A 24,385-nucleotide genomic window follows, 5' to 3' on the forward strand; every position below is an offset into this window, starting at 1 on the left:
TCGCCGCACACCGGCCCGCGCGCCCGCCGGCTCGAGGTTGGAATTCGCCGGCGGCGACCATCCAGAATCAAGTCGCCCAGTCCCGCCGCGGCCTCGATGACGAAAAGCGCCGCCGTTATACGTCCGTGGCCGTTAGGACGGCTAATGAGTCAGGAGTCGGAGTACACCGAGGGGGACCTCCGGAACACCGGAATGCAACTGCGGCACGACCGCGAGTGGGACTACGAACTCGATCGGATCGTCGACGCGATCGAAGAACGGGACGCCAAAAAGGTCGGGCTGCAGTTCCCCGAAGGACTGAAGCGGCGCGGCCCAGCCGTCGCCGACGACCTCCGCCAACTCGCGGACGACGACGTCACCTTCATGCTCTCGGGCCAGCCGTGTTACGGCGCCTGCGACCTCGACACCTATCTGATGAAACGCACCGACGTGTTCGTCCACTTCGGCCACTCGCCGATGAAGAACACGGACAAGGTGATCTACGTCCCGCTGTTCTCGAACGTCGAAGTCACGCCGATCATGGAGGAGGCCCTCGACACCCTCGAGCCGCCCGAGGAGACCGAGGGCGTCGGCCTCGTGACGACGGCCCAGCACATGAACCGCTACGACGAGATGAGCGCCTTCCTCGAGGAGCGCGGGTACGAGGTCCACAGCCGCCGCGGCGACGAGCGACTGACCCACGAGGGACAGGTGCTTGGCTGCAACTACGCGAGCGCGGACGTGCCCGCGGATCAAGTCCTGTACGTCGGCGGCGGGAAGTTCCACCCGCTCGGGCTGGCGATGGAACACCCCGACAAGCACGTCGTCATCGCCGACCCCGTCAACAACGTCGTCACCGTCGCGGACACGGAGAAGTTCATGAAGCAACGGTACGGCGCGGTCCACCGCGCGATGGACGCCGAGAAGTGGGGCGTCATCTTCTGCACCAAGATCGGCCAGGGCCGTTGGGAGATCGCCCAGGACATCCTCGAGGACAACGACAACGCCTACCTCATCACGATGGACGAGGTGACGCCGGACCGGCTTCGCAACTTCGACATGGACGCGTTCGTCAACACCGGCTGCCCGCGGATCACGACCGACGACGGCCCGCAGTTCCACAAGCCGATGCTCACCCCCGGCGAGTACGAGATCGCCGTCGGCAACAAGCCGCTCGACGAGCTCTCTTTCGATACGTTCCACGGCACCTGGTAAGGCCGACTGGTCGCGATCCGGGACGGCGGATCGTATTGCTGAATTCACGCTTCTCACTTTGACGGATCGACCGGTCGAGATGCAACTACTCAATCTTCGATGCAGGTAGAGTTAGCAGTTCGATTGCGGGACGCTCACGACCGATATACTATCACTCGGAATAGTATATACTAGAACTGAGCCGGAAATACAGTTATACTATTCACGGAATTTTAGTTCTATATAGGAGAATTTCAGCGATACGTTCGTAATAAGCCACTGATTCCAAATCTGTTTGGAGGAGTTCTTTTGCCCGAACGGCACGGACCAGTAGTTGATGAGTAACACAGCGGCCAGCGGACGATCGACGACTGCCCGAAACGACTGCTTCCGGTCGCTTGCGGACGCCACCCGACGCGCTCTCCTCCGACTCGTGCACGAGCGATCGCCCGACGGCATCGGGAAAAACGATCTTATCCGCGAGCTCGCGGCGGTAACTGCAGATAAACCGGTCGACGACGTGACGGATGCGGAGTACCAGCGAGTCGCCGTCGCCTGCCAGCACACGCACCTGCCGACGCTGCTCGAGGCGGGCCTCGTCGCGGAAGCCGAGAACACCGACACCGACGAAGACGTGATCGTCACGACGGACCACTGGGCATTCGACGAACCCGCGCTCGAGAACGTCATCGCGGGCCGCCTCGACGCACCCGCCGCGGAACTCGACACGCTGTTCGACGCCGTCGCCGACTCGCGCCGCCGGCTCGCGCTCTCCGTCCTCGCGGGCAACGCCCGCAGCGACTCCGAGGCGATGGACCGCGACGCGCTCGCTCGAGCGGTCGCCGCTCGCGAGACCGATGCAGGCGCCGACGACATCGCACAGGAGCACGTCGATGCGGTCTACAGTTCGCTCGTCCACGTTCACCTGCCGCTTCTCGAGGACGCCGGACTCGTCGCGGTCGCGTCGGACGGCGTCGCCTACGACGGCCATCCCGAACTGCACGTCTCCTGGATCGGCGACGACGCGATCGACGCGGGCGCGGACGAGACGGCGCTCGCGGAGATCGACATCCAGATCCGCTCGGAGTTCACGATCACCGTCGCCGCCGAGCAGTCGCTGCGCGAGTAGTACCCCTGACGATCTCTTGTCCTTGTCTATCGGCTCGTATCGACTCGAGTCGTCGCGCGGTCGCGGCGCCGGCGACCTCGGATCTCGACTTTCTCGTTGCACGGGACGCCGGCGCCCCGCATTTCGCTGCGGTACAGTCACAGTTTTCGAAGAGACAATAACACTTACCCAGTCGGTCCTCGCACCAACGGGTATGATCCAGAGCGACTGGGGCGATTGGTTCATCCAGCAGATCGAAGACGCGAATCCCGACGGCGTCGCGGTCTGGTACCTCGGCTGCAACGGCTTCGTCCTGAAGGACAGCGAAGGGACGACCATCTACATTGACCCGTACCTCGGCCTCGGCAACCCGCCGCGGACCGTGCGGATGATCCCCGTCCCGTTCACGCCCGGCGACGTCGAAACCGCCGACGCGGTGCTGGCGACCCACGAGCACACCGACCACGTCGACGGGCCCAGCCAGGCGCCGATCCTCGAGAACACGGGCGCGACCTTCTACGGCGCCGACGACAGCCTCGCGGTCGCGCGCGAAGAAAACTGGACCGACGAGTGGGACGTCGACGGCGACCAGTTCGCCGAAGTCAGCGAGGGCGACACCCTCGAAATCGGCGCGTTCACCGTCCACGTCGAGGAGGCGTACGACCCCGACGCGACCCACCCGGTGAGCTACGTCGTCGAGCACGAGGCCGGCACGGTCTTCCACGGCGGCGACACGAAACCGAGCGACGAGTTCGCCCGCATCGGCGACGAGTACGACATCGACCTCGGAATTCTCGCGTTCGGCACCGTCGGGATGATCCCGGACAAGGAGACCCTCGAGCCGAAGCGAACGCGCTGGTACAACGACGAGAACCAGATCGTCGAGGCGGCCGACGACCTCGCGCTCGAGCGACTCCTGCCGAGCCACTGGGACATGTGGCGCGGCCTCACGTCGGATCCGAAGGTGCTCCACCACCACGCGAAGAGCTTCGAGCACCCCCGCGAACTGGAGCTCGTCGAGATCGGCGATCGCGTCGAACTCTAGATCGGTTCGTGAACTAAATTTGATATTCTCCCGTAGTATTTATAATAATGGTGGGGCAACGTTGCTCGCATGAGTAGCACCGCCGATACGGACGAGGTTATCGAGGTCAGCGCTGACGGACTATCAGTCCGGAAGACGTTTACGGCGGACGAGTTTCCGGTCCCCGCGATCCGGTTCGAAATCGACTCCGAACGCGAGAGTCAGGTCGATTTTCGACTGTCCGAGGACATCCCCGACTCGTTCCCGATGGACAAGGTCGGCTTCCACCCCGACTATCACAGCGACGACTGGACGGCGTTTCAGGACAACCACGTCGAGTTTACCGGCACGCTCGAGCCCGGCGAAACGCTCGTCACGGTCTACGGGATTCGGATCGACGACGAGAGCACGGCCGAGGAGTTCCTCACCGAGCCGACGGTCGTCGAGGTAAGCGCCGAGGAACAGCGGACCACCGACGGCGACGAGATCGACGACGGCGTCATCGGCAGCATCGTCTCGGAGGACCGCAACCAAGCCGTCAGAGATATGCTCTCCGGCGACTCGGCCTCCGTTCCCGGCCTCGACGCCGCCGAGGGGGCCGACGACGACTCGAGTGCAGACGAGTCCGCGGCGGATGCGTCCGCGACCGCCGACACGGAAGACGCCGCCGAAGACGACGAAACCGAGAGCGCTGTTCCCGAGGCCGACGACGACTCCGACGAGAACGGGCTCGATCTCGACCTCAGCGGCGTCGAAACCGATCCGGCAGAAGGTGCCGACGAAGATGGCGAGGACGAGGAAGGAGACGCACCCGACATCGACCTCGGCTTCGAAGAGGAGGAGATCCCCGAACCGGCCGACTCGGACGAGACCGCCGATCCGCTCGCGGAACCGGACGACGGTGAAGACCTCGATCTGGATCTGGACCTCGACGCCGATTCCGACGTGGACGGCGAGGACGAAGCCGAAAGCGAGGCCGAGCCGGACGCCGATATCGACCTCGGACTCGAGGACGAGACCGAAGCGGCGGATGCCGATCTCGAGGACGAAGCGGCGGACGTCGACGAGGAGGAGGCCGCAGCAACCGATCCGGACGAGGAACCCGAATCCGTGGTCGAGCCGGCATCCGAATCCGCATCCGAGGACGGCAAGGACCTCGAGGACAGCGGTACTGATGACACCGAGGACGGCGACGTCGACGCGGACGACGTGACGGACACGGACGACGAAGAAGTCACACCGGACGAAACCACGACGGAGACGACCGAACCGGCCGCTGCGACGGCCACGACGGACGAATCGGGACCGGAAGCTGAATCGGCCGCCGAATCCAGTTCCGAATCCGAGCCCGAGACTGTAGCCGAACCCGAACCCGGCTCCGAACCGGTACTCGAGGGAACCCTCGCCGAACGACTCGCGAGCGAGATCCGCAACGGCGAGGTCGACGAGGACGAACTCGAGGTGCTCCGCGCCGAACTCGCCACCGAACCGGAACTGAGCGCCCCCGAACTGGCGAAGCTCGACCACCTCCAGTCTCGCGTCGAGGAGGTCGCCGCCTACACCGAGGCTCTCGAGACGTTCCTCGGCGAGAACGGTACCGGCGAGCAACTCATCGAGGACTTCCGGTCGGAGGTGGCGGACGTACAGGACGAACTCGCGTCGATGGACGACCGCCTCGCGGACACCGAATCGCAGGTCGACGACGTCGAAACCGAAATCGACACGCTCACCGAGTGGACGACCGACCTCGAGGACGAACTCTCCGATCTCGACCACCTTCCGGAAACGGTCGACTCGCTGACTGACCGGACCGACGACGTCGAAGACGAGATCGAAACGGTGGCCGACGACGTCAGCGCGCTCGAAACCGGCCTCGAGACCGTCGAATCGGACGTCGAAACGGTCGCGGACGACGTCGATGCGGTCGAAACTGATGTCGACGACCTCTCCGAGGACCTCAGCGCCGTCGAAGACGACGTCGAGAGCGTCGAATCCGACCTCGAGGACGTCCGCGAGGAGATCACGGACATTCAGGAGTGGCGCAACCAGCTCGGCTCGATGTTCGCGGACAACTGACGGCCGGCGGTTGACGACCGACGAGAGGCAGCGATAGCCGAAAACACAACTCGTTTATCCGTCGCCGGTCGAGCACTGCTCGATGGGCGAGACGATTCCGATCGCCGTTCCCAGGAAAGGACGCCCCCTCGAGTCGGTACTCGACCGACTCGCGCGGCGGCTCAACGTGCCCGACCTCGCGGACGAGATTGCTTCCACGCTCCGCCACGAGAAGGCCGTCACGAAAGGCGACCTCGAACCCGACGAGGAGAACGTCTACCATCGTCTCGCCGACTACAGCAGCGCCGACGAGCCGACCGAACCCGAGTACACCTTGCTGCGGGACGCCCGCGCCGGGAAACCCCGGCGGATCGTCTTCGACAGCGTCACGATCCCGCTCGAGGACGTCGACGCGATCGACGTCGACGGCGACGCCGCGATCCAACTCGTCGGCCGCGAGGAACCGTTCCGAGCGCTTCGCACCCACGAGTTCGCGCTCGGGTTCGACAGCGCCGACCTCGTCTTGGAGGAGGTCGTCGAACTCCGGCCCGAGCCGCTCGACCGGATCGCCGACATCAACGCCCGCATCGATCCCGCCGACACCGACGTCCGCGTCGTCACCGGTCTCGGAGATACCGTCTATCACACGCTGATGGCCGCGCCCGAGGTCGCTCCCGCCGACGACTCGCTCGACCGCGACTTCCTCGAGCGCTACGAGGGCCCACTGTGTATCGAACCCCGGTACGAGCGGCTCGTCCAGGCCGTCCTCGGGACCCGAACGCTCGACGGCGTGGAGTTTCGCTACCCCGCGGAAGGCCGGGAGGAGGAGGCGGCAATCGCTAACACGGGGCTCGGCGTCTACCTCACCGTGACCGGCTCGACCGCCCGCGAACACGGTCTTTTGCTGGGCGAGCAGTTGTTCCCCAGCGAAACCGTGCTGCTCGAGAACACTTCCGAACTGCGCAAGACGGACGCAGCGGCGACCGTCCGCTCCTTACTGGACGGCGACGATCTCGAGACGGAACTCGCCGTCGACGGAGTCTCGCAGTAACGGTCCCGTGCCGGAACTCGACTCACGTTAAGGCTGACTCGCCAGCGGCACGACGTAGGACTCGACGAAGTCGATCAGCCGCTCGACCAACTCCGCTCGATCGACGAAGTAGCGGAATCGGAGATCGTACGCGTCGTCCATCTCGTCGATCGACGCGCTGCTGAACCGCGGTTCGTAGACGGTTCCGGACTCGCCGCTCGCTTTCTCGGCTTCCGCGAAGATACAGAACGTCCGCGGATCGCGCAGTCGCAGGTCCGCATCGCGGAGCCGGAAGTGCTCGGGGATCGCGCCGGCTTCGGCCCCGGCGCCCGTCGTGAGTCCGGCCTTCGTGAAGACGAACGCGTTCCCGGCGCTCGCCTTCGCGAACGCCACCGACTGATCGATGACCGGCATCCCCGGCTCCTCGAGGGCCTGCCGTTCCGCCTCGCGTCTGGTCGGGATCTCGATGTCGCTCGCGATGAACGCCGTCGTCCCGGTTTCGGCCGACACGCGGTCGCAGATCGTCCGCAGCGTCGCTTCGATCGCGTCGGGCGCGGCACCGTTCCTCCGCGGGGCGAGCGGATCGGGCGGCAACGGGTAATCGTCGTCCGGATACAGATAGGCGGGATCGAGCAGGCGGTACGGCCCCATGAGGAAGACGAAGACGTCGTCCCGATCAGCGTCGGGAAGCGACCGAGTGATCCACTCCTCGATCGGCCGCCCCTCGTACTCCGTGAGCGCGGTCATCCCTCGTCAGTCCAAACGGACGACAGTTAAAGTTCGTTTCAGAAGTTCGTCTTAACGTCGATTAAGTCTAAGTAGGTCGAGTCCGTATCCTCGCCTATGAGCGAACGAGAGACGCCACGAAACGAACGCTCCGCCGCGCGAGAACGCGTCGAATCGGATCTCCTCGCCGGCACCCTCGACCTCGAGCGAGAGGCGAACCGGCTGCAGGTGATGGGCGAACCCACGCGGTTTACCATCCTCTACCTGCTCGCCGAGGAGGGGCGGCTTCGAAGCGGTGAACTCGCGGACCTGCTCGACCGACGGCAAAACGATCTGTACCACCACCTCAACACGCTCGAGGATGCGGGACTCGTCGGGAAATTCCGCGACGGCAGCAGTCGGGTGTACGAACTGTCGCCGCTGGCCGAAGGATTCGTTCCGCAGATATTCGATGCAGTCGGGGCGCGCGCCGAGGCGGTGTAGCGACACAGCGCGCGAGCCGACGCAACCGCAGCGCACGTTTTCTCCCCAAATCCGCCGGCCGATTCGGTCAGTTGACGGCAGCGGCCGTCTTCGTTCTTGAGGACCCCTCACACGGCCGAATAGTGATCAGAATGCGTTGGCTCGGGAACCCCGATTTCGATATAGCGGTATGAAGTTTATGAGTCCGATATAGGACAGTCGGCACCATAGATTACAGTTAGTATTCCAACACGATATAGACCAGCAACTGCTGAATGCGGAAAATTCGATTCGATATCTCGAGCAAGACGTCATCGACGCGCAGTCGCTGCAGCGGCGACTACGGCGCCACCGAGTAGATGTGCTCGAGGTACGTCTCGCGGACGCGATCGCCCCAGTTGTGGGTGTAGGTGTCGATCACGTCGCTGGCGACGTCGCCCCGCAGATACTGGACGATACCGCGATCGCCGGTTCGATCCCGGAGGTGCGTGGTGAAGAAGTGCCGGAAGTAGTGGGGCGTGACGTTCTCGGAAGCCCCGCCGCCGGTCCGGTACCAGCCTCGCTCTCTGGCGTACTGTTCGACGACGTGGTGAACGACGTTCGGCGTCAGCCGCTGGCCCCAGCTGTCAGCGGTCCCGACGAACAGCGGCTCAGTCGCCGCGGCAGACGGCGTTCTCGAGTCCCCGGCTACGTCCGGTCGGACGGCGAGCCATCGGACTAATACCTCTTTCAGCTCGTCGTCGATCGGAATGACGGTCTCGCGCTTTCGCTTGTTCGACGCCGTGCGCCGTTCGCCGCCGGATTCCTCGCCGTAGGTGTGCTCCGTCGAGACGAACAGCGAGTCCGGACGCCCGGCGATGTGGGCGCGGGGCTGCCACGTCTGGGCCTCGTGCTCGAGGTGGCAGTCGATGAGGTCCAGATTGCACAGTTCCCCTGCCCTGATACCGGTTTTCAGCAGTGTAACGACAATTGCACGGTGCAGGGGATGGCGGACGTCCGCAACGAACGATCGCATCTCCGGCAGCGTGATATCCCGGCGGGTCGGGTTCGACTCGATCGACTCGCTCATCTCCTCCAAGACGACCGTCATCGGATTCTCGTCGGTGTGGCCGACCCGCTCGAGGTAGCTGTAGAAGCGGTTGAGATAGGAGGCGTAGGTGGCGACGGTGCTCTCGGAGTGCGTGGACCGCAGTTCGTGGATCCAGGCCATGCAATCGCGGTAGCTCGCCTCCGGCGGCGCCTTCTCGAACCGCTCCGCGAGGAAGGACTCGTAGTCCGTCAGAACGCGCTGATAGGCCGCTGCAGTCCGTTCGTTGCGGCCGTGATGCTCGATGTCCTGCAGGAAGTATTCGACCGTATTCGCCTGCTGTTGCGGCGTTTGTCCCTCACTCATCGCCGACCACCACGTAGCCGCCCTCGCGGCCGCTGTACCGGACCTTATTCTCGTCCTGCAGTTGCTGGAGCGCCGCGTCAAGGTCGTCCTCGACATCGTCGATCAGCGCGTCGACGAGTTCGTCCCAGTCGTGGACGCCCTCGCGCTGGAGCACCTCGAGGATGCGGTCGGCGAAGTCGTCGCCTGCTGAGTCAGCTGTCTCGGCATCGGCGTCCATCTCGCTCTGCTTTTCGTCGGCGGCGCCTCCGCTCGAGGGGACCTCAAAATCGCTCCGTCCGGCTTGGACCATCGTCCGGACGAACTCGCTTTGACTCATCTCGAGATTGTCAGCATGATCTTCCCAGGCCCCCTTCTGGTATCGGGGAACGTATGTTTTCACGGCGACTCGCTCGTCGTCTGTCATCGACGGCACCAACTCACGCTGCTCACTTCAATCTAACCCACATTCACAAATAAATATCCTTATTTGGGTTGACAGCACCCTATATCCACCCGACTAGAGAGATTATTTGTGTATATGACTCCATAATTGCCGGAATTCTGGTCCTAGATTAGAAGATAAACTGTCTAGTGTAGATGAATGTTATCACTAGCCATGACAGAGGATCAAGGCTCGGTTTGACTGATCGATCGAGAGGGGGAGAACATAATCTCAGAATTTAGTACATTCCTGGAGCAGGAGCTAGCGAAAGATGTTGTTTCGTTTTCATATATACAACCCCATTCTAGGAGGTTAGACCCTAGGGGTTGCGGTCGAGAAACACCGTTCTAGAGAACATATTTTCTCCCACTGCGACTTTAATTCCATTATATCTTACCTATATAATACTTCAGGGAACCCACTTCTAATCTGTATGTTTGATAGCAATGCACACAGTGATTTCAATTGGGCAATACTGTCATCACCATCATAATTATTGTTCGACGTCAACTTCAGTGCGAATGAAGAGCGACCCCAAATGACACCGGTAGCGAATGAGACGATAGACGGCGGCGAACGAGTCCCCGATCTCGAGGCGAGGGACAGTACTCGTTTCGCGTCGTCGTGCTTCGACCGACGACACGGTCGAGCGCCGGTCGATGACTCGAGCGCGCTCGAGTCGGTCGGGATCAGTGCCACCGGCGTATCCACCGGGAGAGCGTGCGAGCATCGATCTCCGATCGGTTGATATTGACCCGACTGTCGGCTGGGCTCACCTGGGTCCCCTCCGGGCAACGTTGATCTGTCACCCCGGTTGATCGGCCTGGAACCACAGGAGCGCCGTTCTACATCCGCGGATTGGATGCGATTCGTACGGGAGAGATCAGGGGTCAGCAGTAGGCACGACGAGCCACGCCGTCGCTATCGTGTATGACGATTCAGTAAAGCGCAGAAACGTAGATCGGCAGGTCTACTCGAGTCGGCCCCACCTGAATCTTGGACCCGTCTGCAGCTAAACCCGAGCCGATCACGGCACTGCTGCGGGAGAATGCTGCATGCGAATCGACAACGTCGAATGCGGATCACCTAGCAAAATCACCCGAACGAGATGGTTACTGCCGAAGACGCTCGCGGATGACCGAAGACGAGCACGGCGCTGCGCGACCCAAACCGGTCGGCGCCGCTGACCTAGGAGCTCGAGGACGCGAGTCGTTGCGGATACCGGAAGAAACGGATCGCTCGAGGCGACTGTCGCGGGTTCGGCCGGGACTCGAGTCCGCTGATTGTACCACTCATTTCTATTAATCCACATCATCAATTCAATAATACCTGTCCACAGCCATGTTCCACCTCGACCAAATAAATTCTATTCCGCTATATCGAATATTGGGCTCGAACCACGGTCGAACGGGTTCAGTTCGGAACACGATGAAGATCGAAATTGGTCGCAGCGAGAACAATCGTCAAACCACCTGTCGAGGGTTACCCCCTCACACGGGCGAGGGGGTACACACCGCGTCGAGACCAGATATCTGCCGGAGAGACAGTTCGTGGCGCGGTCAGTTCGTCGGTACGCCGACGTCGTCGACGTGATAGAGATCGTCTTTGAGTCCCTCGCCGTCACAGTCCTCGTTCGGGCACTCGTAGTGCCAGCCGTCCTGGGTCGCGTCGCCCTCTCGGAATCGCTCGCCGCAGACCTGGCAGAACAGCTGTCCCTTCTGACAGGTGTCGAGGTGGAGCTCGAGCGCGAGTTCGGTCTGGAACGACTGGTTGCAGTTGCGACAGGTGTGCATAATTCGTCTGACGCTGGCGTCCGACAAAACTGCTTGGATTTTTTATTCCGTCCGGGTCGCCCGTGATTCGGGCCCACTGCGTCGATTTAGTCGATACCGGTCGAGAAGAAAGAGCGTTCGGCAAACCAGTGTATTCGACTTCGAGTGGTCGGTAGTTCGGTAGTTTAGGCGTGTCTATGGTCACCAATCGACGGCCGAAAAATACTGTCGAGAACTGGAGGGGTTAGGTGTACTGACTCGAGATCGAGACAGCCGCTTAGTCCTGCCCGAGGATCCCGCGTTCGGTCATCTTCGCGGGGTCGAGCACCTCGTCGGCTTCCTCCTCGTCGAGGTAGCCCTTCTCGAGGACGACCTCGCGGACGGTCTTGTCCTCCTTGAGCGCCGTCTTGGCGACCTCGCTGGCCTTGTCGTAGCCGATGTGGACGTTCAGCGAGGTGGCCATCGCCATCGACTGCTCGACGCGGTCGCGGCAGTACTCCTCGTTGGCCTCGAGTTTCGCGACGAAGCGCTCGGCGAAGACCTGGCTGGCGTTGGAGATGAGTTCGGCCGACTCGAGGAAGTTGTGCGCCAGGACGGGCTTGTAGAGGTTGAGGTCGATCTGGCCCTCGGCGGCGCCGGCCGATACTGCGGCGTCGTTACCGACGACCTGCTTGTGGACCTGGTTGACGGCCTCGGCGACGACGGGGTTGATCTTCCCGGGCATGATCGAGGAGCCGGGCTGGTTCTCGGGTTGTTCAATCTCGCCCAGGCCGTTGCGCGGGCCCGAGGCGAGCAGTCGAAGATCGTTGGCGATCTTGTTCAGCGAGCCGGCGACGGTTCGCAGGGCGCCGTGGGCCTCGCTCATCGCGTCGTGGGCGGCCTGGGCCTCGAAGTGGTTGTCGGCCTCGCGGAACTGGACGCCGGTCTCCTTCGTAATATATTCTGCCGCGCGCGAGGGGAACTCGGGGTGGGTGTTCAGCCCGGTGCCGGTCGCGGTGCCGCCCAGCGCGAGTTCTGCGAGGTGTTCGCGGACCTTGTCGACGCGTGCGAGGCCCTTCTCGACCTGCGTGCGGTAGCCGGAGAACTCCTGTCCCAGGGTTACGGGCGTCGCATCCTGCAGGTGGGTGCGACCGGTCTTGACGACGTCGTCGAACTCCTCCTCTTTCTCCTCGAGCGCCTCGCGGAGGGTATCCAGCGCGGGGATGACGTCCTTCTCGACGGCCTCGAGGGAGGCGACGTGCATCGCGGTCGGGATGACGTCGTTGCTCGACTGGCCGTAGTTGACGTGGTCGTTGGGGTGGACGACGCGGTCGCCGATCTCCGACCCCATGAGCTCGGCGGCGCGGTTGGCGATGACCTCGTTGGCGTTCATGTTCGACGAGGTGCCGGAGCCGGTCTGGAAGACGTCGACCGGGAACTGGTCGTCGTGTTGCCCTTCGATAACCTCGTCGGCGGCCTCGATGATCGCCTCGGCGACGTCCTCCTCGATCAGATCAAGGTCGCGGTTGGCCTGTGCGGCGGCCTTCTTGACGACGCCGAGCGCGCGGACGAACCGGCGGCTGAACGTGATCCCCGAGATGGGGAAGTTCTGGATCGCGCGCTGGGTCTGGGCCCCCCAGTAGGCGTCCGCGGGCACCTGCATCTCGCCGAGGCTGTCCTCCTCGATTCGGTAGTCGTCGTCTCCCATACGCGGGGCATCTCGGGGTGTCAGGTAAAATCCACCGGTACGGCGCGACGATCCGCCTGCAGCGTACCCGTCGACAGGGACGAACCGGCGATCACGTTCGGTCGAATAGTTGTACAACTATATCTTCACTCGGTTATAAAATAATAATAGTAAGTGTTAAATATGGGTTTGATCTTGCCTTTACTCGCATCTAAAATAATAATAGTAACTATTAAGTATTCGGTCTTCTACAAATATGGTGAGGCTTAACATGGATTTCAATAGTGATCGTTCGCGGAGAACGGTTCTGAAGGGTGCAGGCCTGGCGGGAACCGGAGCGCTTACCGCGCTTGCGGGTTGTACTGGCGGCGGAAATGGCGACGGCAACGGTAACGGCAACGGTGACGGCAACGGTAACGGCAACGGTGGCGACGGCCAGTGGAGCAACGAGCTCGAGGTCCTCCACGGCTGGACCGGCGGCGACGGCGCGGAAGCCGCCGACGCCCTCTTCTCGACCTTCCAGGAGCAGTATCCTGACATGGAGGTCAACGAACAGCCCATCGGCGGCGGTGGGAACCAGAACCTCGACCAGACGGTCGCCAACCGGCTGCAGGGCGGCGACCCGCCGAGTTCGTTCGCCGGCTGGCCCGGCGCGAACCTCGCGCAGTACGAGGGCGTCCTCGGCGATATCGAGAGCAACGTCTGGGACGAAGCCGGTCTGAAGGACGCACACGCCCAGGAGGCCGTGGAGGCCTGTCAGTCCGACGCCGGCTTCTCCGCGGTTCCGATCGGCTCCCACCGACTGAACGACCTCTTCTACAACGTCGAGGTCATCGAGGAGGCGGGCGTCGATCCCTCGTCGCTGGAGAGCGTCGACGACCTCATCTCCGCGCTGGACACCGTGTCCTCCGAGACCGACGCGACGCCGCTGGCGTTCTCGCTCGCTCCCTGGGGTATCCTCCAGACGTGGGGCGTCACGATGCTCAGCGAGCACGGGTACGACGCCTACATGAACTTTATCGAGGGCAACGGTGACGAGAGCGCCGTCCGAGGGACGTTCGAAAAACTCGAGGAGATCCTGACCAACTACATCAACAGCGACGCGGCTTCGATTGACTTCACCGAGGTCAACCAGGACATCATGAGCGGCGACGCCGCGTTCATCCACCAGGGTAACTGGGTCGCCGGCGCGTACATCACCGAAGGGCTGGAGTACGGCTCCGACTGGGACGCGGTCCGCTTCCCCGGAACCGAGGACCTCTACACCCTCCACATGGACTCGTTCATCTACCCCGGCGACAACCCGAGCCCCGAGGAGACCGCCGCGTGGCTTCGCTACGTCGGCTCCGAGGACGCGCAGGTGGCGTACAACCAGTACAAGGGATCGATCCCGACGCGAACGGACGTCGCCACCGACGAGTTCAACGACTACCTCGTCGACACCATCGAGGACTTCGACGAGGTATCGGAGAAGCCGCCGACGCTCGCGCACGGGCTCGCGGTCGACCCGAGCACCCAGTCGGAACTCGAGGGCGTGCTTAACGACAACTTCGCGGACCCGTTCGACGTCGACAGCGCGACGAGCGGCTTCATGGACGTCGTATAATCACAACAGTCTACCAATTTTATGAAAGGAGTGTTAGAGATACTGCGTAGCGTCCGTGATAAGCGACGCATCGAGACCGACGGGGGGACGGTCGAAGGACGCTCGACGGCTCGTCGCTTGCTCGATAGCGACATCGTTCAGTCGGCGCCGTTCTGGTTCCCGCCGTTCCTCCTCATGGGGTTTTTCGTCTACGCGGCGATCGTATGGAACGGCTTCCTGTCGCTGACGAGTTACTCGGGCTTCGGCGATCCGGACTACACCGACCTCGGGATCGGCAACTACACGGCGTTGCTGAACGATCCCCAGTTCTGGTCGGCGACGCGGAACACGGTCGTGTTGCTCGTGGTCTTTACCGTGGCGTGTCTGGCGATCGGACTCGTCCTCGCTCTGCTGCTCGACCGGAAAATCCGATTCGAGCGATCGTTCCGGACGATCTACCTACTCCCGTTCGCCCTGTCGTTCATCGTCACCGCGCAGTTCTGGCGGTGGATGTACAACGTCAACAACGGGATCGTCAATCAGTTCATCGGCATCTTCGGTCTCGGTCCGTACAACTGGCTCGGCAATCCGAAACTCGTCCTCGGATCGGTGATCTTCGCGCTGGTTTGGCAGTTCAGCGGCTACGCGATGGTCATCTACCTCGCCGCGCTTCGGTCGATCCCGACCGACCAATACGAGGCCGCCCGCGTCGACGGCGCCAGCACGATCCGCATGTACTGGCGCGTCATCATCCCGCAGCTACGGCCCGCGATGGTCAGCGCGTCCGTGACCCTCGTCCTGTTCGCGCTCAAGGCGTTCGACTTCCTGTACGCCACCTTCGGCGGCTACCGGCCGCGCCTCGGCGCGGACATCCTCGCGACCTTCATGGTTCGCGAGTCGTTCGGTAAATCGGAGTGGGCCTACGGCTCCGCGATCGCGCTCGTGTTGTTCGCGCTGTCGCTGGCCGTCATCGCACCGTACCTATACACACAATACAAACGAGGGAACCTATGAGCGAGGAGACAGCCACACCCGAACCGACACCGACGGCGGACCGAACCGCACTGGAGTCCATCGACGTACAGCAGCTCCTGCTGTACGCGACCCTGGCGGGTCTCGTCGTCTTCTACCTGATCCCGATCGAATCGGGGCTGGTGACGTCGATCAAAACGTCGGAAGCGCTGCGAACAACCTATCCGTTCGTCCCCCCGGGACTCGAGGGAGTCACGTTCGAGAAGTGGTCCTTCGCGTTCGATATGCTCAGTCGAGGACTCGTCAACAGTATGCTGTTTACGATCCCCGCGACGATCCTCTGTGCGATCTTCGGCAGCACGGCGGCGTACGGGTTGACCCTCGTCAACTGGCGCGGTCAGGTCGCGGTCTTCGCGCTGTTCATCGCGGGCATCTTCGTCCCGTACCAGGCCGTGATCGTTCCCCTGTTCGAGTTCTGGAACCAGTACGTGCAGTTCGGCGAGCGACTCGCGTTCCTCTGGGGGCTCCCGCTGCTCGCGGAACACCACGCGACGATCCTCGAGTTGATCATCACGCACACGGCGTACGGGATTCCGATCTGTACGCTGATGTTCCGGTCGCAGTACAAGACGATGTCCTGGGAGATGATCGAGGCGGCGCGACTCGACGGCGCGACGGTCTGGCGGATCTACCGGCGGATCGTCCTGCCGCTATCGGTGCCGATGTTCGCCGTCGTGTTCATCTTCCAGTTCACCCAGATCTGGAACGAGTTCCTGTTCTCGCTGACGATCATCGGCAGCGTGAGCGACTCGGCCGCGTCCGCGACGCTGATCCTGTCGGGGCTCGGCGAGTCGCTGCAGGGAACCGACTACCCGCTGCGGATGGCGGGGGCGTTCATCACGGCGCTACCGACGCTGATCGTGTACGTGCTGTTCGCCGACCAATTCGCGGAGGGCGCACAAATATGACCGACCGCCGACCGAGTACACCAAAACGGAGGAACTGACGATGGCAGAAACGACACTCGACAACGTAACGAAGGTATTCACGGACGACGACGGCAGCGATATCGTTGCCGTCGACGAGGTATCGATCGACATCGAGGACGGGGAGTTCCTCGTTCTCGTCGGCCCGTCGGGCTGTGGCAAGTCGACGACCCTGCGGATGATCGCCGGCCTCGAGACGATCACGGACGGCGAGATTCGACTCGACGACCGCGTGATCAACGACATCCCCGCGAAGGACCGGGACATCGCGATGGTGTTCCAGTCGTACGCGCTCTACCCGCACATGACCGTGCGGGAGAACATGTCGTTCGGCCTCGAGGAGTCGACGGAGCTCTCGGACGACGAGATCACCGACCGCGTCGAGGAGGCCGCCGAGATGATGGGGATCGGCGAGCTGCTCGACCGCAAGCCCGGCGAGCTCTCGGGCGGCCAGCAACAGCGCGTCGCGCTCGGTCGCGCGATCGTCCGCGAACCGGCGGTCTTCCTGATGGACGAGCCGCTCTCGAACTTGGACGCCAAGCTCCGCGCGCAGATGCGGACCGAGCTCCAGCAACTGCAGGAGGAACTCGACACGGCGACGGTCTACGTCACCCACGACCAGACGGAAGCGATGACGATGGGCGATCGTATCGCGATCCTCAACGACGGCGAACTCCAGCAGGTCGGGACGCCGCTCGAGTGCTACCACGAGCCCGCCAACCAGTTCGTCGCGAACTTCATCGGCGAGCCGTCGATGAACTTCCTCGACGTGGACGTTCGCGAGACGGCCGACGGCGCCACGCTCGTCGGCGAGCACCTCGAGTACGCCGTCTCGGACGATATCGCGGATTCGATCGAGGGCCGCAGCGACGTCGTCCTCGGCATTCGACCGGAGGATATCGACATCGAACGCGACGAGGGGCGACAGGCGGGCGGCCACGAGGTCCCCGCACAGGTCTCGGTCGTCGAACCGACCGGCGACGAGAACATCGTCTACCTCGTGCTCGGCAACGACGAATTCGGCGACGACACCGAGTTGCTGGACACCGACCGAGAGACGATCATCGCGACGATCGACGGGATGAGTACGGTCAACTCCGGCGACCGCGTCGTCGCCCACATCCCCGAAGACGCGATCCACCTCTTCGACGCACGGACCGGCGAGGCGGTCCACAACCGCCGCGTCGAGAACACCGAGCCGCGAATCCCGAACGTCTAACGGAGCGTTGAATCGCGCCTCGATCTGACTCGAGTCTGACGAGGCGCCGTTGGCCGTTGGCCGTTCGCCGTTCGATTTTCGACTTTCGACGTTTGACTGGTCGGCCGTTCGAGTACAGTACGATCGGTCGTTTTCGACCGCTGATTGTTCTCCGCGTTTTGCGTCGATCGACAACCGAACGAGCAAACGAACGGCCGACGCGACGTCAGGAGCGTCTCACCGTGAATCCACGGCCGAGCGTCCCGACGCGTCGGCGTAGCCGACGCCGACCGTTCGAGCGCCCGCCACGAGGAAGTACGCGGCGGCGGCCGCGGCGAGGATCCCCGACGCGTCGCCCCGCTGGAGGGTCATCAGGGCACACCACGTGCCGAGCAGCACGAGCGAAAAGCCGACGATCCAGCGGAGGAGGTACGTCGCGTCGGCGAGCACCGGCATGACGACGTCGGTATCGGCGGCGGCGCGCAACCGTCCGTTCGAGACGCTCGCAGCGACCGCGACCGGATACGCGTACGCACACGCCAGGAGGGCGAAGAGCAACAGCGTCGTCGACACGAGCGTGAGCACTCCCGCACCGCCCTCGAGCGTCCCGCTGTCGGCCGTTTGCATCGCCGACAGTGCCAGCAAGCCGATCGGCGGGGCGAGTCCCACGATCGACAGCGCGAGCGCTGCGAGTCCGGGTCGGAGCAGCCCTCGAACGCTGGGCCAGTCCCGCTGCGCGGGATCGGCGAGCAGGACAGCGGTCGTTCCGAGGAGGAGGACGAGGCCGACGACCGCGAGGAGCGCCGGAACGAGCCCGACCACCAGCGGGACGAGCGCCGCCGCGTACCGGAGGCCGACGACGAGCAGGACGACGGCGATCAGACACCTGAGCAACGCTCCCCGACCGACCTCGTCGGCGACGGGATACCGAAGCGCGTCGCTAATCACCGCGACCACCGGCACGCTCGGCGACGCCATCTATCATGTACGGCGAGTGGAACGGTCGGTGCAAAAACGTCGCGGTCCGCGCGCGGCCGCTTCGGCGGGTCGCGTCTCGAGGCGGGCGAGTAGAGACGGAAAGAATACCCGTCAGGCGATCACGTGAAATCGACGGAGACGCCGAGATCGTCGGCCGCCTTGCGCTCGCGCAAGGCCGTCTGCAGGTGGTCGCGACTCGCCCCGTGAACGTCGCGGGCGTCCTCGAGGGCGATATCGTAGATCGTCGACGACGACCAGACGAACGAGCGGGAACTGGCCGTGTCGACGACCAGCGAGGCGAGGCCGAGCCGGCGCTGGAAGATCGAGCGCCGCGTCGAGACCGTCTGGATCCGGTAGTAGGGGATCACGGTCGTCCGCCGGCGCCAGAAGCCGCTGCGGATCACGAGGTGGTCGTCGCCGACGAAGTAGCCCAGGTGCGTGTACCGGAGGTGCGCCGCCGGCGGCACCGCGACGAAGACGACCGCGGCGAGGTACCACCGCTCGAGCGGCGTCGCGTACGACAGGCCGAAGGCGACGGCGACGATCGCGGCGGCGAGCAGCGAGTACCGCACCGCGTAGCGCCGACGGGCGATCGGCGACGGGCTTTCGAACGACGGCGTCTCGACGCCGGTGAGGTTCTCGGCGAACGTGTAGATGCGGTCGCGGGCCGCCAGCGGGACAGCCGACTGGCTGCCGGCGTCGCTGTCGGGACCGTAGCCGGCGGTCTCGACCCACAGCCCGGCGTAGCCGAGCAGCCGCTGGAGCGGGTTGTCGGTGACCGTGACCGACTGGACCTTCTCGGCGGGGATCGAGCCGCTGTACCGCTGCAATAGGCCGCGGTCGTAGACGAAATCGTCGCCGATGCGGCCGAGCTGGAAATCGTAGTACATCGCGAAGGTGTACGCGACGCTGAGGAGGTACGTGACGCCGACGCTGATCAGCCCCGAGACGATCGTCAGGATGCCGTAGCTCCCCGCGTCGCCGGACGCGAGGTCCTGCGGACCGCCGAACGGTGCCGCGGCGGCGAGGAAGGCCTCGAGCACCGCGTCGGTCGCGAAGAAAAACAGGAAGAGGCCGGCGGCGCCGGCGGCCGGCCGGAACGTCGTGAAGGCGTACAACAGTAGTTCCGTGTCGGCGAGTTCGAACAGCCGCCGGCGGCGCTGCTGCGGGCTCGGCCGCGCCGTCGACTCGGAAGTCGGTCGTCCGGCGTCCGAACTCGAGTCGGCCGTTACCGCATCCGGATCTGTTTCGGCCCCGGCCGGGCCGTCCGTCCCAGCGGCGGGCTGACGATCGGGTTCGGCATCGGGCTGGGATTCGGGGTCGACGTTCGCGTCCGACTCCGGTGCGTGCTCCCGGTCCTGTTCCTGCCGCCGTTCCTTCACGCCCGCAGTACGGCGGCGGATCTCCGCCTGGAGGCGATCCGCTTCGTCCTCGCCGACGACGGACAGCGTCGCTTCGGTCGTGCCCCCGCCGGCGGTCTCGATCGAGACGACGGCGACGCCGAGCAGGCGCTGGACGACGCCCTGCCGGATGTCGACGTTCTGGATCCGGCCGTAGGGTATCTCTCGAGAGCGGCGGGCGAACACGCCGGACGCGACGTCGACGGTATCCTCGGTGATCTGGTAGCCGAACCGATAGTAGTACGCGACGCCGTAGCTGAGCCCGAGCAGGAAGCCAAGCGGCGCGGCGACGACCGTCCAACTTCCCTGTATCGGCTCGAAGACGCTCGCCAGTGCGCCCACGAGGAAGAGCGGGAGCCAGAGGCCGAGGAAGGCGTACCGGAGCGAGTACGTGACCGCGCTGAACGGGTGCAAGCGGTTCATACTGGACATGTTAGACGGCGTCCTCGGCCTCGCTCTCGACGGCGAGTTCCCGAAGGGTGTCTTGAAGCTCCCGCGCGCGGTCCGGCGTCAGCCCCGGAATCCGGACGTCCGCGTTCCGGGTGCCCGCCGTGTAGACGACCACGCTCGAGAGCCCGAAGACGCGCTCGACGGGGCCGAACTGCGTGTCGACGTGCTGGACGCGGACGAACGGGACCGCGGTTTCGACGAACGTGACGACGCCCCGCTCGAGGTAGAGGGCGTCCGCTTGCAGTTCGAATTTCCAGACCTGGTAGAGCCGCACGGCGTAGGCGACGCCGAGCACGAGGATGAGCGCGGCGACGCCGCCGATTGCGGCCGCGGGTACGTCGACGAGCAACTGATCGACGGCCGCGAGGCCGATGCCGACGACGACCGCGGCGAGGAGCCCCTGTCCGATCCAGAGGAGTCGAATTCGGGGGTTGAGCGCTTCCATACGCAATCCTATCAACAGAGATGGATAAACGTGCGGGTCGCGTGTCGCCGCGCGGTGTGCGGTTCCGGACCGAAGTCTCCGCCCTAGGCCTCGGCGTCCTCGTACTCCTCGGGCGTGTACGTCGACAGCTCCAGGGCGTGGATGTCGGTCGTCATGTGGTCGTCGAGGGCGTCGTAGACCCGCTGGTGCTGCTGAACCAGCGGCAGGCCCTCGAACGCGGGCGAGACGACAGTCGCCGCGAGGTGGTCCTCGTCGTGTTCGTCGCGGGCGTGCGTGACCGTCGCCTCGGCGTCCTCGAGTGCCGATTCGATGAGTTCTTCGACCTCGTCAGGCTTCATAGGAGGTGAAAGGGACGCTCGCGGCAAAAGGGGTGCGGTCGCGGGCGCCGCGGTGCCGGGGGGTCGAACCGACGGATCAGAAGGGGACATCCGGCGGGACGTCCGGCCCCGAACCCGACTCCTCGGCCAGCCCGTCGAGTCCCGTACTGACGCTGACGGCGTCGATCGCGTCGATCTCGTCGGGGAGCCGGCGCTGGATTGCCTGGGTCGTCATCGGGCTGACGCCGCAGCCGCTGCAGGCGCCGGTGAGGTTGATCCCGACGCGGCGCTCCTCGAGGTCGACTTCGGTGATCGTCGACTCGCCGCCGTGCAGTTCGATCTGGGGGAAGTTCCGCCGGAGGAACAGGGAGACGGCCTCCCGAACGTCGTCCTCGGTAGCGGCGGACGCGGGGGAATCCGGGTCGGACGCGGTCATACCGTCTGCGAGGGGCCCCAGAGGTTTAGCCCTGTTCACGTACCGGTTCGATCGGGTCGAATCCGACGGCCGGGCACGGTCCGACGTCGATCGGTTCCGACGCCTGTCGCGGATGGCGGCGACTTTATGCCGATCCGGGACGCGCTCCCGGTATGTCACTGGCAGCCGAGACGCGCCGGGCCGTCGCCGACCACCCGTTCCTCCTGACGGCGCTTCGCGCGGGCGTCGTCAACTACACCGCCGCCGCCCGCTTCCTCGCGGCCGACGGACTCGAGGGCGACACCGACGCGATCGCGACCGCCCTGCGCCGGTACGCCGAGGAGGTTCCCGACTACGGGACCGAGTCGCGAGCCGTGCAGGTCCGCATGGAGAGCGGGATCGGCCCGCTCGAGCGCGAAGCCGACGCTCCCGGCGACTCCGAACCCGAAGCGCTGCTCGCCGTCGGCGGCGCGGCCTTCGGCTCCGTCGACGGCGACCGAACCGCGATCATCGCGACCGGCGAGGTAGACCCGACCGCCTTGGCCGCAGCGCTCGAGCGGCTCGCGCTCGAGGACGTGTCGACGACGGCTGCCGCCGTCGGCGACGGAACGATGGTGCTCGTCGTCGACCGAATCGAGGGGGCAAACGCCGTGCGAGCGGTCGAAGCCGCGCTCGAGGGCGTCGTCGTGCGTACAGACGAGAACGAGTAAGACTAGACTGCTGGAACCCGCGAAATCGACGCCGGTTCGTTCCGTTATGCCTCGTCCGCAGCCGGGAGCGTAACGGAGAACGTCGCGCCCTCGCCCGGCTCCGAATCGACGCGGATGGCGCCCGCGTGGCGCTCGACGATCCGCTGGCACAGCGCCAGCCCGATCCCGGTGCCGGCGTACTCCTCGCGGCTGTGGAGCCGATCGAAGAGGTCGAAGATCCGATCCTGTTCGGCGACCGGAATGCCGATGCCCTCGTCGCGGACCGAAATCGTCCATCCGTCGCCGTCGGACGTGCGTTCGGCCGTGGTATCGATCCGCGGCGGCTCGTCGCCCGCGTACGTGAGCGCGTTGTCCAGCAGGTTCTGGAACAGTTGGCGGAGTTGCTCGGGGTCGCCCGTGACGCGAGGCAGGTCCCCGACCGTCAGGTCCGCGTCGGTCTCCGCGAGACGGAGTTGCAGGTCGTCGCGAACGTCCGCGACGACGGCCTCGAGATCGGTCGGCTCGAGCGGGCCGCCGCGGGACTGGACCCGCGAGTACTGCAGGAGGCCGTCGATCATCGCGCGCATCCGCTCGGCGCCGTCGACCGCGAACTCGAGGTACTCGCGCGTCTCCGCGGAGAGGTCCTCGTCGCGGCGCTCGATGAGTTGGAGGTAGCTCGAGACCATCCGCAGGGGCTCTTGCATGTCGTGGGAGGCGGCGTAGGCGAACTGCTCTAAGCGTTCGTTCGAGGTCTCGAGGCGGTCGACCGTGCGCTCGAGTTCGCGCTCGCGCTCGTGTTGCTCGAGTTCGTACGTGACCCACTGGCCGATCGAGCGGAGGAATTCGCACTCGTCCTCGGAGAAGGGCTCGTCGCGGGTGGACTCGCCGACGAACGCGACGGACCGATCGGGGCCGCCGTCGATCTCGACGTAGGTGCCGAGGTACGCCCGAATGCCGAACTCGCGACAGGCGAGAATGCCGTCGCACCCCTCCGATTCGGGATCGGTAACGTCCGCGACCGCTTTCGTCTCCGCCGCGAGGGCGCAGAAGGTCTCCGACAGCGGCAGTTCGGCGCCCGGTTCGAGGTGCTCGTGCTCGTCGCTGACGTACTCGAGTTCGAACCGGTCGTCGTCCGGATCGACGCGAGCTATGCCGCCGAGATCGAGATCGAACCGTTCGCAGCCCAGCTCGAACAGCGCGTCGAGCTTTTGCTCGAACGAGCGATCGGGGTCGGCGATGATCTCGTTCTGGCGCTGCTGGTAGCGCTCGCGTTCCTGCAGTTCGGTTTTCGCCTCGGTTCGTTCGCGCAGCGTGCCGAGCATCCGGTCGAGTTCGTGGGTCGGCTGGTTCGGGCCGCAGAACTCCTCGGGCGGCGTGTAGTAGAAGTTGTGACAGACGGTGTCGTCGTAGATGAGGTGCGGGTGGACGCGGACGACGTCGCGGATGACTTCCGGCGGGAACCGATTGCGGTCGTACTGACAGACCGCGACCGCGTCCTCGTCGTCGAAGAGGTCGTTGACCTTGCTCTCGTAGGTCATCGTCTCCTCGATCGCCACGTCGCTCTCGAGGATCCAGGACATCTCGGCCGCCAGGCGAAAGCCCTCGTACTCGGCGTTGACTTCGTCGATGACGTCCGCGTAGAACGAGATCATCTCGTCGACGTCGAACGCCCCGTTCTTGAGGTAGGTGTTTTGAAACGTCTCGACGACAAGCGAGCCCGACGCGACGGCGGCCTCGACGTCGATTCCTCCGTCCCGAAGCGCCGTTCGGACCGCATCCACCGAATCCTTGTCCGTGACGTAGACGCACTGCTCGCCGCGCTCGAGGCCCTGCCGGAGGAACGGGACGACGGCCGCGAACTGGTCGGCGGGAGCGTCGTAGATCAGCGCGAAGTGGTCGTTACAGAACTCGCCCTCGACCTGTTCGACGGGGCCGCGAAAGTCCGGGCTCGTGGCCAGGGCGTTCAGCGGGCGCTCGAGGTCGAGAACGTCGTCGGCGGGGGAGGAATTTGTCTTACTCATTGAGATCGGGGGAGGACAGCTACCGATTCAAGTGGATGCGAAGGGAAAAGGGTCGCGGTCAATCAACGAACGATCGTGTAGAATCGGGCAGTTCGCACC

At 64.4% G+C, this 24,385-nt stretch carries 22 protein-coding genes; 11 read left to right on the plus strand and 11 right to left on the minus strand.

Annotated features, from left to right (window positions below):
• Nucleotides 1–144 precede the first annotated feature (144 nt).
• The 5 genes from dph2 to HALXA_RS12915 all read left to right on the plus strand — a co-directional run bounded on the left by dph2 (nucleotide 145) and on the right by HALXA_RS12915 (nucleotide 6,411).
• Nucleotides 145–1,194 carry a diphthamide biosynthesis enzyme Dph2 gene (gene dph2 / locus HALXA_RS12895; protein WP_013880821.1) on the plus strand — a complete coding sequence of 350 codons (1,050 nt, stop codon included), beginning with the start codon at nucleotides 145–147 and terminating at the stop codon, nucleotides 1,192–1,194.
• A 316-nt stretch (nucleotides 1,195–1,510) separates the two neighbouring features.
• A complete protein-coding gene (locus tag HALXA_RS12900; RefSeq protein ID WP_013880822.1) occupies nucleotides 1,511–2,302 on the plus strand; it encodes a DUF7344 domain-containing protein in 792 nt (263 codons plus the stop codon).
• A 193-nt stretch (nucleotides 2,303–2,495) separates the two neighbouring features.
• Entirely contained in the window at nucleotides 2,496–3,326 is an 831-nt protein-coding gene (locus HALXA_RS12905; RefSeq protein WP_013880823.1) for an MBL fold metallo-hydrolase, read from the plus strand.
• Nucleotides 3,327–3,395: 69 nt separating this feature from the next.
• A complete protein-coding gene (locus tag HALXA_RS12910; protein ID WP_013880824.1) occupies nucleotides 3,396–5,381 on the plus strand; it encodes an ATPase AAA in 1,986 nt (661 codons plus the stop codon).
• A gap of 82 nt (nucleotides 5,382–5,463) precedes the next feature.
• A complete protein-coding gene (locus HALXA_RS12915) occupies nucleotides 5,464–6,411 on the plus strand; it encodes a hypothetical protein (RefSeq protein WP_013880825.1) in 948 nt (315 codons plus the stop codon).
• Nucleotides 6,412–6,438: 27 nt separating this feature from the next.
• Here HALXA_RS12915 and HALXA_RS12920 read toward each other — a convergent pair whose 3' ends face one another.
• A complete protein-coding gene (locus HALXA_RS12920; protein ID WP_013880826.1) occupies nucleotides 6,439–7,137 on the minus strand; it encodes a DUF7509 family protein in 699 nt (232 codons plus the stop codon).
• A 96-nt stretch (nucleotides 7,138–7,233) separates the two neighbouring features.
• Between HALXA_RS12920 and HALXA_RS12925 the strand changes: the two genes are divergently transcribed.
• The gene (locus HALXA_RS12925) at nucleotides 7,234–7,599 is read left to right on the plus strand and encodes an ArsR/SmtB family transcription factor (RefSeq protein WP_013880827.1); all 366 of its coding nucleotides are present in this window, start codon (nucleotides 7,234–7,236) and stop codon (nucleotides 7,597–7,599) included.
• A 319-nt stretch (nucleotides 7,600–7,918) separates the two neighbouring features.
• Here HALXA_RS12925 and HALXA_RS12930 read toward each other — a convergent pair whose 3' ends face one another.
• From HALXA_RS12930 to HALXA_RS12950, 4 genes are all read right to left on the minus strand, one after another.
• A complete protein-coding gene (locus HALXA_RS12930; RefSeq protein WP_013880828.1) occupies nucleotides 7,919–8,971 on the minus strand; it encodes a tyrosine-type recombinase/integrase in 1,053 nt (350 codons plus the stop codon).
• On the minus strand, nucleotides 8,964–9,374 hold the full coding sequence (locus HALXA_RS12935) for a DUF5805 domain-containing protein (protein WP_013880829.1): 411 nt from the start codon (nucleotides 9,372–9,374) through the stop codon (nucleotides 8,964–8,966). Before HALXA_RS12935 ends, HALXA_RS12930 begins: the two co-directional genes overlap by 8 nt.
• A gap of 1,577 nt (nucleotides 9,375–10,951) precedes the next feature.
• A complete protein-coding gene (locus HALXA_RS12945; RefSeq protein WP_013880830.1) occupies nucleotides 10,952–11,185 on the minus strand; it encodes an HVO_2901 family zinc finger protein in 234 nt (77 codons plus the stop codon).
• A gap of 256 nt (nucleotides 11,186–11,441) precedes the next feature.
• On the minus strand, nucleotides 11,442–12,851 hold the full coding sequence (locus HALXA_RS12950) for a class II fumarate hydratase (RefSeq protein WP_013880831.1): 1,410 nt from the start codon (nucleotides 12,849–12,851) through the stop codon (nucleotides 11,442–11,444).
• Between the two features lie 250 nt (nucleotides 12,852–13,101).
• Between HALXA_RS12950 and HALXA_RS12955 the strand changes: the two genes are divergently transcribed.
• The 4 genes from HALXA_RS12955 to HALXA_RS12970 are packed head-to-tail and all read left to right on the plus strand — an operon-like array spanning nucleotide 13,102 to nucleotide 17,592.
• Complete coding sequence (locus HALXA_RS12955; RefSeq protein ID WP_049895308.1) at nucleotides 13,102–14,436, plus strand: ABC transporter substrate-binding protein; 1,335 nt, start codon at nucleotides 13,102–13,104, stop codon at nucleotides 14,434–14,436.
• 21 nt (nucleotides 14,437–14,457) lie between these two features.
• Nucleotides 14,458–15,429, plus strand: coding sequence for a carbohydrate ABC transporter permease (locus HALXA_RS12960; protein ID WP_013880833.1), 972 nt, complete (start codon nucleotides 14,458–14,460; stop codon nucleotides 15,427–15,429).
• Nucleotides 15,426–16,355, plus strand: a complete 930-nt coding sequence (locus HALXA_RS12965; protein WP_013880834.1) for a carbohydrate ABC transporter permease — start codon at nucleotides 15,426–15,428, stop codon at nucleotides 16,353–16,355. Before HALXA_RS12960 ends, HALXA_RS12965 begins: the two co-directional genes overlap by 4 nt.
• 40 nt (nucleotides 16,356–16,395) lie before the next feature.
• The gene (locus HALXA_RS12970) at nucleotides 16,396–17,592 is read left to right on the plus strand and encodes an ABC transporter ATP-binding protein (RefSeq protein WP_013880835.1); all 1,197 of its coding nucleotides are present in this window, start codon (nucleotides 16,396–16,398) and stop codon (nucleotides 17,590–17,592) included.
• Between the two features lie 216 nt (nucleotides 17,593–17,808).
• Here the strand turns inward: HALXA_RS12970 and HALXA_RS12975 are convergent, their stop codons facing one another.
• From HALXA_RS12975 to HALXA_RS12995, 5 genes are all read right to left on the minus strand, one after another.
• Nucleotides 17,809–18,549: a DUF4013 domain-containing protein gene (locus tag HALXA_RS12975; protein WP_013880836.1), complete on the minus strand. Its 741-nt coding sequence runs from the start codon at nucleotides 18,547–18,549 to the stop codon at nucleotides 17,809–17,811.
• Nucleotides 18,550–18,668: 119 nt separating this feature from the next.
• Nucleotides 18,669–20,372 carry a PH domain-containing protein gene (locus HALXA_RS12980; RefSeq protein WP_049895467.1) on the minus strand — a complete coding sequence of 568 codons (1,704 nt, stop codon included), beginning with the start codon at nucleotides 20,370–20,372 and terminating at the stop codon, nucleotides 18,669–18,671.
• A gap of 10 nt (nucleotides 20,373–20,382) precedes the next feature.
• On the minus strand, nucleotides 20,383–20,844 hold the full coding sequence (locus tag HALXA_RS12985; protein ID WP_013880838.1) for a PH domain-containing protein: 462 nt from the start codon (nucleotides 20,842–20,844) through the stop codon (nucleotides 20,383–20,385).
• Between the two features lie 83 nt (nucleotides 20,845–20,927).
• On the minus strand, nucleotides 20,928–21,182 hold the full coding sequence (locus HALXA_RS12990; protein WP_013880839.1) for a BolA family protein: 255 nt from the start codon (nucleotides 21,180–21,182) through the stop codon (nucleotides 20,928–20,930).
• A gap of 76 nt (nucleotides 21,183–21,258) precedes the next feature.
• Nucleotides 21,259–21,597: a NifU family protein gene (locus HALXA_RS12995; RefSeq protein WP_013880840.1), complete on the minus strand. Its 339-nt coding sequence runs from the start codon at nucleotides 21,595–21,597 to the stop codon at nucleotides 21,259–21,261.
• 152 nt (nucleotides 21,598–21,749) lie between these two features.
• Here HALXA_RS12995 and HALXA_RS13000 point away from each other — a divergent pair, with 152 nt between their 5' ends.
• Nucleotides 21,750–22,286 carry a DUF7523 family protein gene (locus tag HALXA_RS13000; protein ID WP_013880841.1) on the plus strand — a complete coding sequence of 179 codons (537 nt, stop codon included), beginning with the start codon at nucleotides 21,750–21,752 and terminating at the stop codon, nucleotides 22,284–22,286.
• 44 nt (nucleotides 22,287–22,330) lie between these two features.
• On the opposite strand, the gene HALXA_RS13005 is transcribed toward HALXA_RS13000, so the two are convergent.
• A complete protein-coding gene (locus tag HALXA_RS13005; RefSeq protein ID WP_013880842.1) occupies nucleotides 22,331–24,286 on the minus strand; it encodes an MEDS domain-containing protein in 1,956 nt (651 codons plus the stop codon).
• Between the last annotated feature and the right edge of the window lie 99 nt (nucleotides 24,287–24,385).

Source organism: Halopiger xanaduensis SH-6 (assembly GCF_000217715.1).
Lineage (GTDB): Archaea > Halobacteriota > Halobacteria > Halobacteriales > Natrialbaceae > Halopiger > Halopiger xanaduensis.

What these genes read in the sequence shown, in the direction of transcription:
- dph2 (WP_013880821.1), top strand. Translation starts at nt 145, where the DNA reads ATGAGTCAGGAGTCGGAGTACACCGAGGGGGACCTCCGGAACACCGGA.
- HALXA_RS12900 (WP_013880822.1), top strand. Translation starts at nt 1,511, where the DNA reads ATGAGTAACACAGCGGCCAGCGGACGATCGACGACTGCCCGAAACGAC.
- HALXA_RS12905 (WP_013880823.1), top strand. Translation starts at nt 2,496, where the DNA reads ATGATCCAGAGCGACTGGGGCGATTGGTTCATCCAGCAGATCGAAGAC.
- HALXA_RS12910 (WP_013880824.1), top strand. Translation starts at nt 3,396, where the DNA reads ATGAGTAGCACCGCCGATACGGACGAGGTTATCGAGGTCAGCGCTGAC.
- HALXA_RS12915 (WP_013880825.1), top strand. Translation starts at nt 5,464, where the DNA reads ATGGGCGAGACGATTCCGATCGCCGTTCCCAGGAAAGGACGCCCCCTC.
- HALXA_RS12920 (WP_013880826.1), bottom strand. Translation starts at nt 7,137, where the DNA reads ATGACCGCGCTCACGGAGTACGAGGGGCGGCCGATCGAGGAGTGGATC.
- HALXA_RS12925 (WP_013880827.1), top strand. Translation starts at nt 7,234, where the DNA reads ATGAGCGAACGAGAGACGCCACGAAACGAACGCTCCGCCGCGCGAGAA.
- HALXA_RS12930 (WP_013880828.1), bottom strand. Translation starts at nt 8,971, where the DNA reads ATGAGTGAGGGACAAACGCCGCAACAGCAGGCGAATACGGTCGAATAC.
- HALXA_RS12935 (WP_013880829.1), bottom strand. Translation starts at nt 9,374, where the DNA reads ATGACAGACGACGAGCGAGTCGCCGTGAAAACATACGTTCCCCGATAC.
- HALXA_RS12945 (WP_013880830.1), bottom strand. Translation starts at nt 11,185, where the DNA reads ATGCACACCTGTCGCAACTGCAACCAGTCGTTCCAGACCGAACTCGCG.
- HALXA_RS12950 (WP_013880831.1), bottom strand. Translation starts at nt 12,851, where the DNA reads ATGGGAGACGACGACTACCGAATCGAGGAGGACAGCCTCGGCGAGATG.
- HALXA_RS12955 (WP_049895308.1), top strand. Translation starts at nt 13,102, where the DNA reads ATGGATTTCAATAGTGATCGTTCGCGGAGAACGGTTCTGAAGGGTGCA.
- HALXA_RS12960 (WP_013880833.1), top strand. Translation starts at nt 14,458, where the DNA reads ATGAAAGGAGTGTTAGAGATACTGCGTAGCGTCCGTGATAAGCGACGC.
- HALXA_RS12965 (WP_013880834.1), top strand. Translation starts at nt 15,426, where the DNA reads ATGAGCGAGGAGACAGCCACACCCGAACCGACACCGACGGCGGACCGA.
- HALXA_RS12970 (WP_013880835.1), top strand. Translation starts at nt 16,396, where the DNA reads ATGGCAGAAACGACACTCGACAACGTAACGAAGGTATTCACGGACGAC.
- HALXA_RS12975 (WP_013880836.1), bottom strand. Translation starts at nt 18,549, where the DNA reads ATGGCGTCGCCGAGCGTGCCGGTGGTCGCGGTGATTAGCGACGCGCTT.
- HALXA_RS12980 (WP_049895467.1), bottom strand. Translation starts at nt 20,372, where the DNA reads ATGAACCGCTTGCACCCGTTCAGCGCGGTCACGTACTCGCTCCGGTAC.
- HALXA_RS12985 (WP_013880838.1), bottom strand. Translation starts at nt 20,844, where the DNA reads ATGGAAGCGCTCAACCCCCGAATTCGACTCCTCTGGATCGGACAGGGG.
- HALXA_RS12990 (WP_013880839.1), bottom strand. Translation starts at nt 21,182, where the DNA reads ATGAAGCCTGACGAGGTCGAAGAACTCATCGAATCGGCACTCGAGGAC.
- HALXA_RS12995 (WP_013880840.1), bottom strand. Translation starts at nt 21,597, where the DNA reads ATGACCGCGTCCGACCCGGATTCCCCCGCGTCCGCCGCTACCGAGGAC.
- HALXA_RS13000 (WP_013880841.1), top strand. Translation starts at nt 21,750, where the DNA reads ATGTCACTGGCAGCCGAGACGCGCCGGGCCGTCGCCGACCACCCGTTC.
- HALXA_RS13005 (WP_013880842.1), bottom strand. Translation starts at nt 24,286, where the DNA reads ATGAGTAAGACAAATTCCTCCCCCGCCGACGACGTTCTCGACCTCGAG.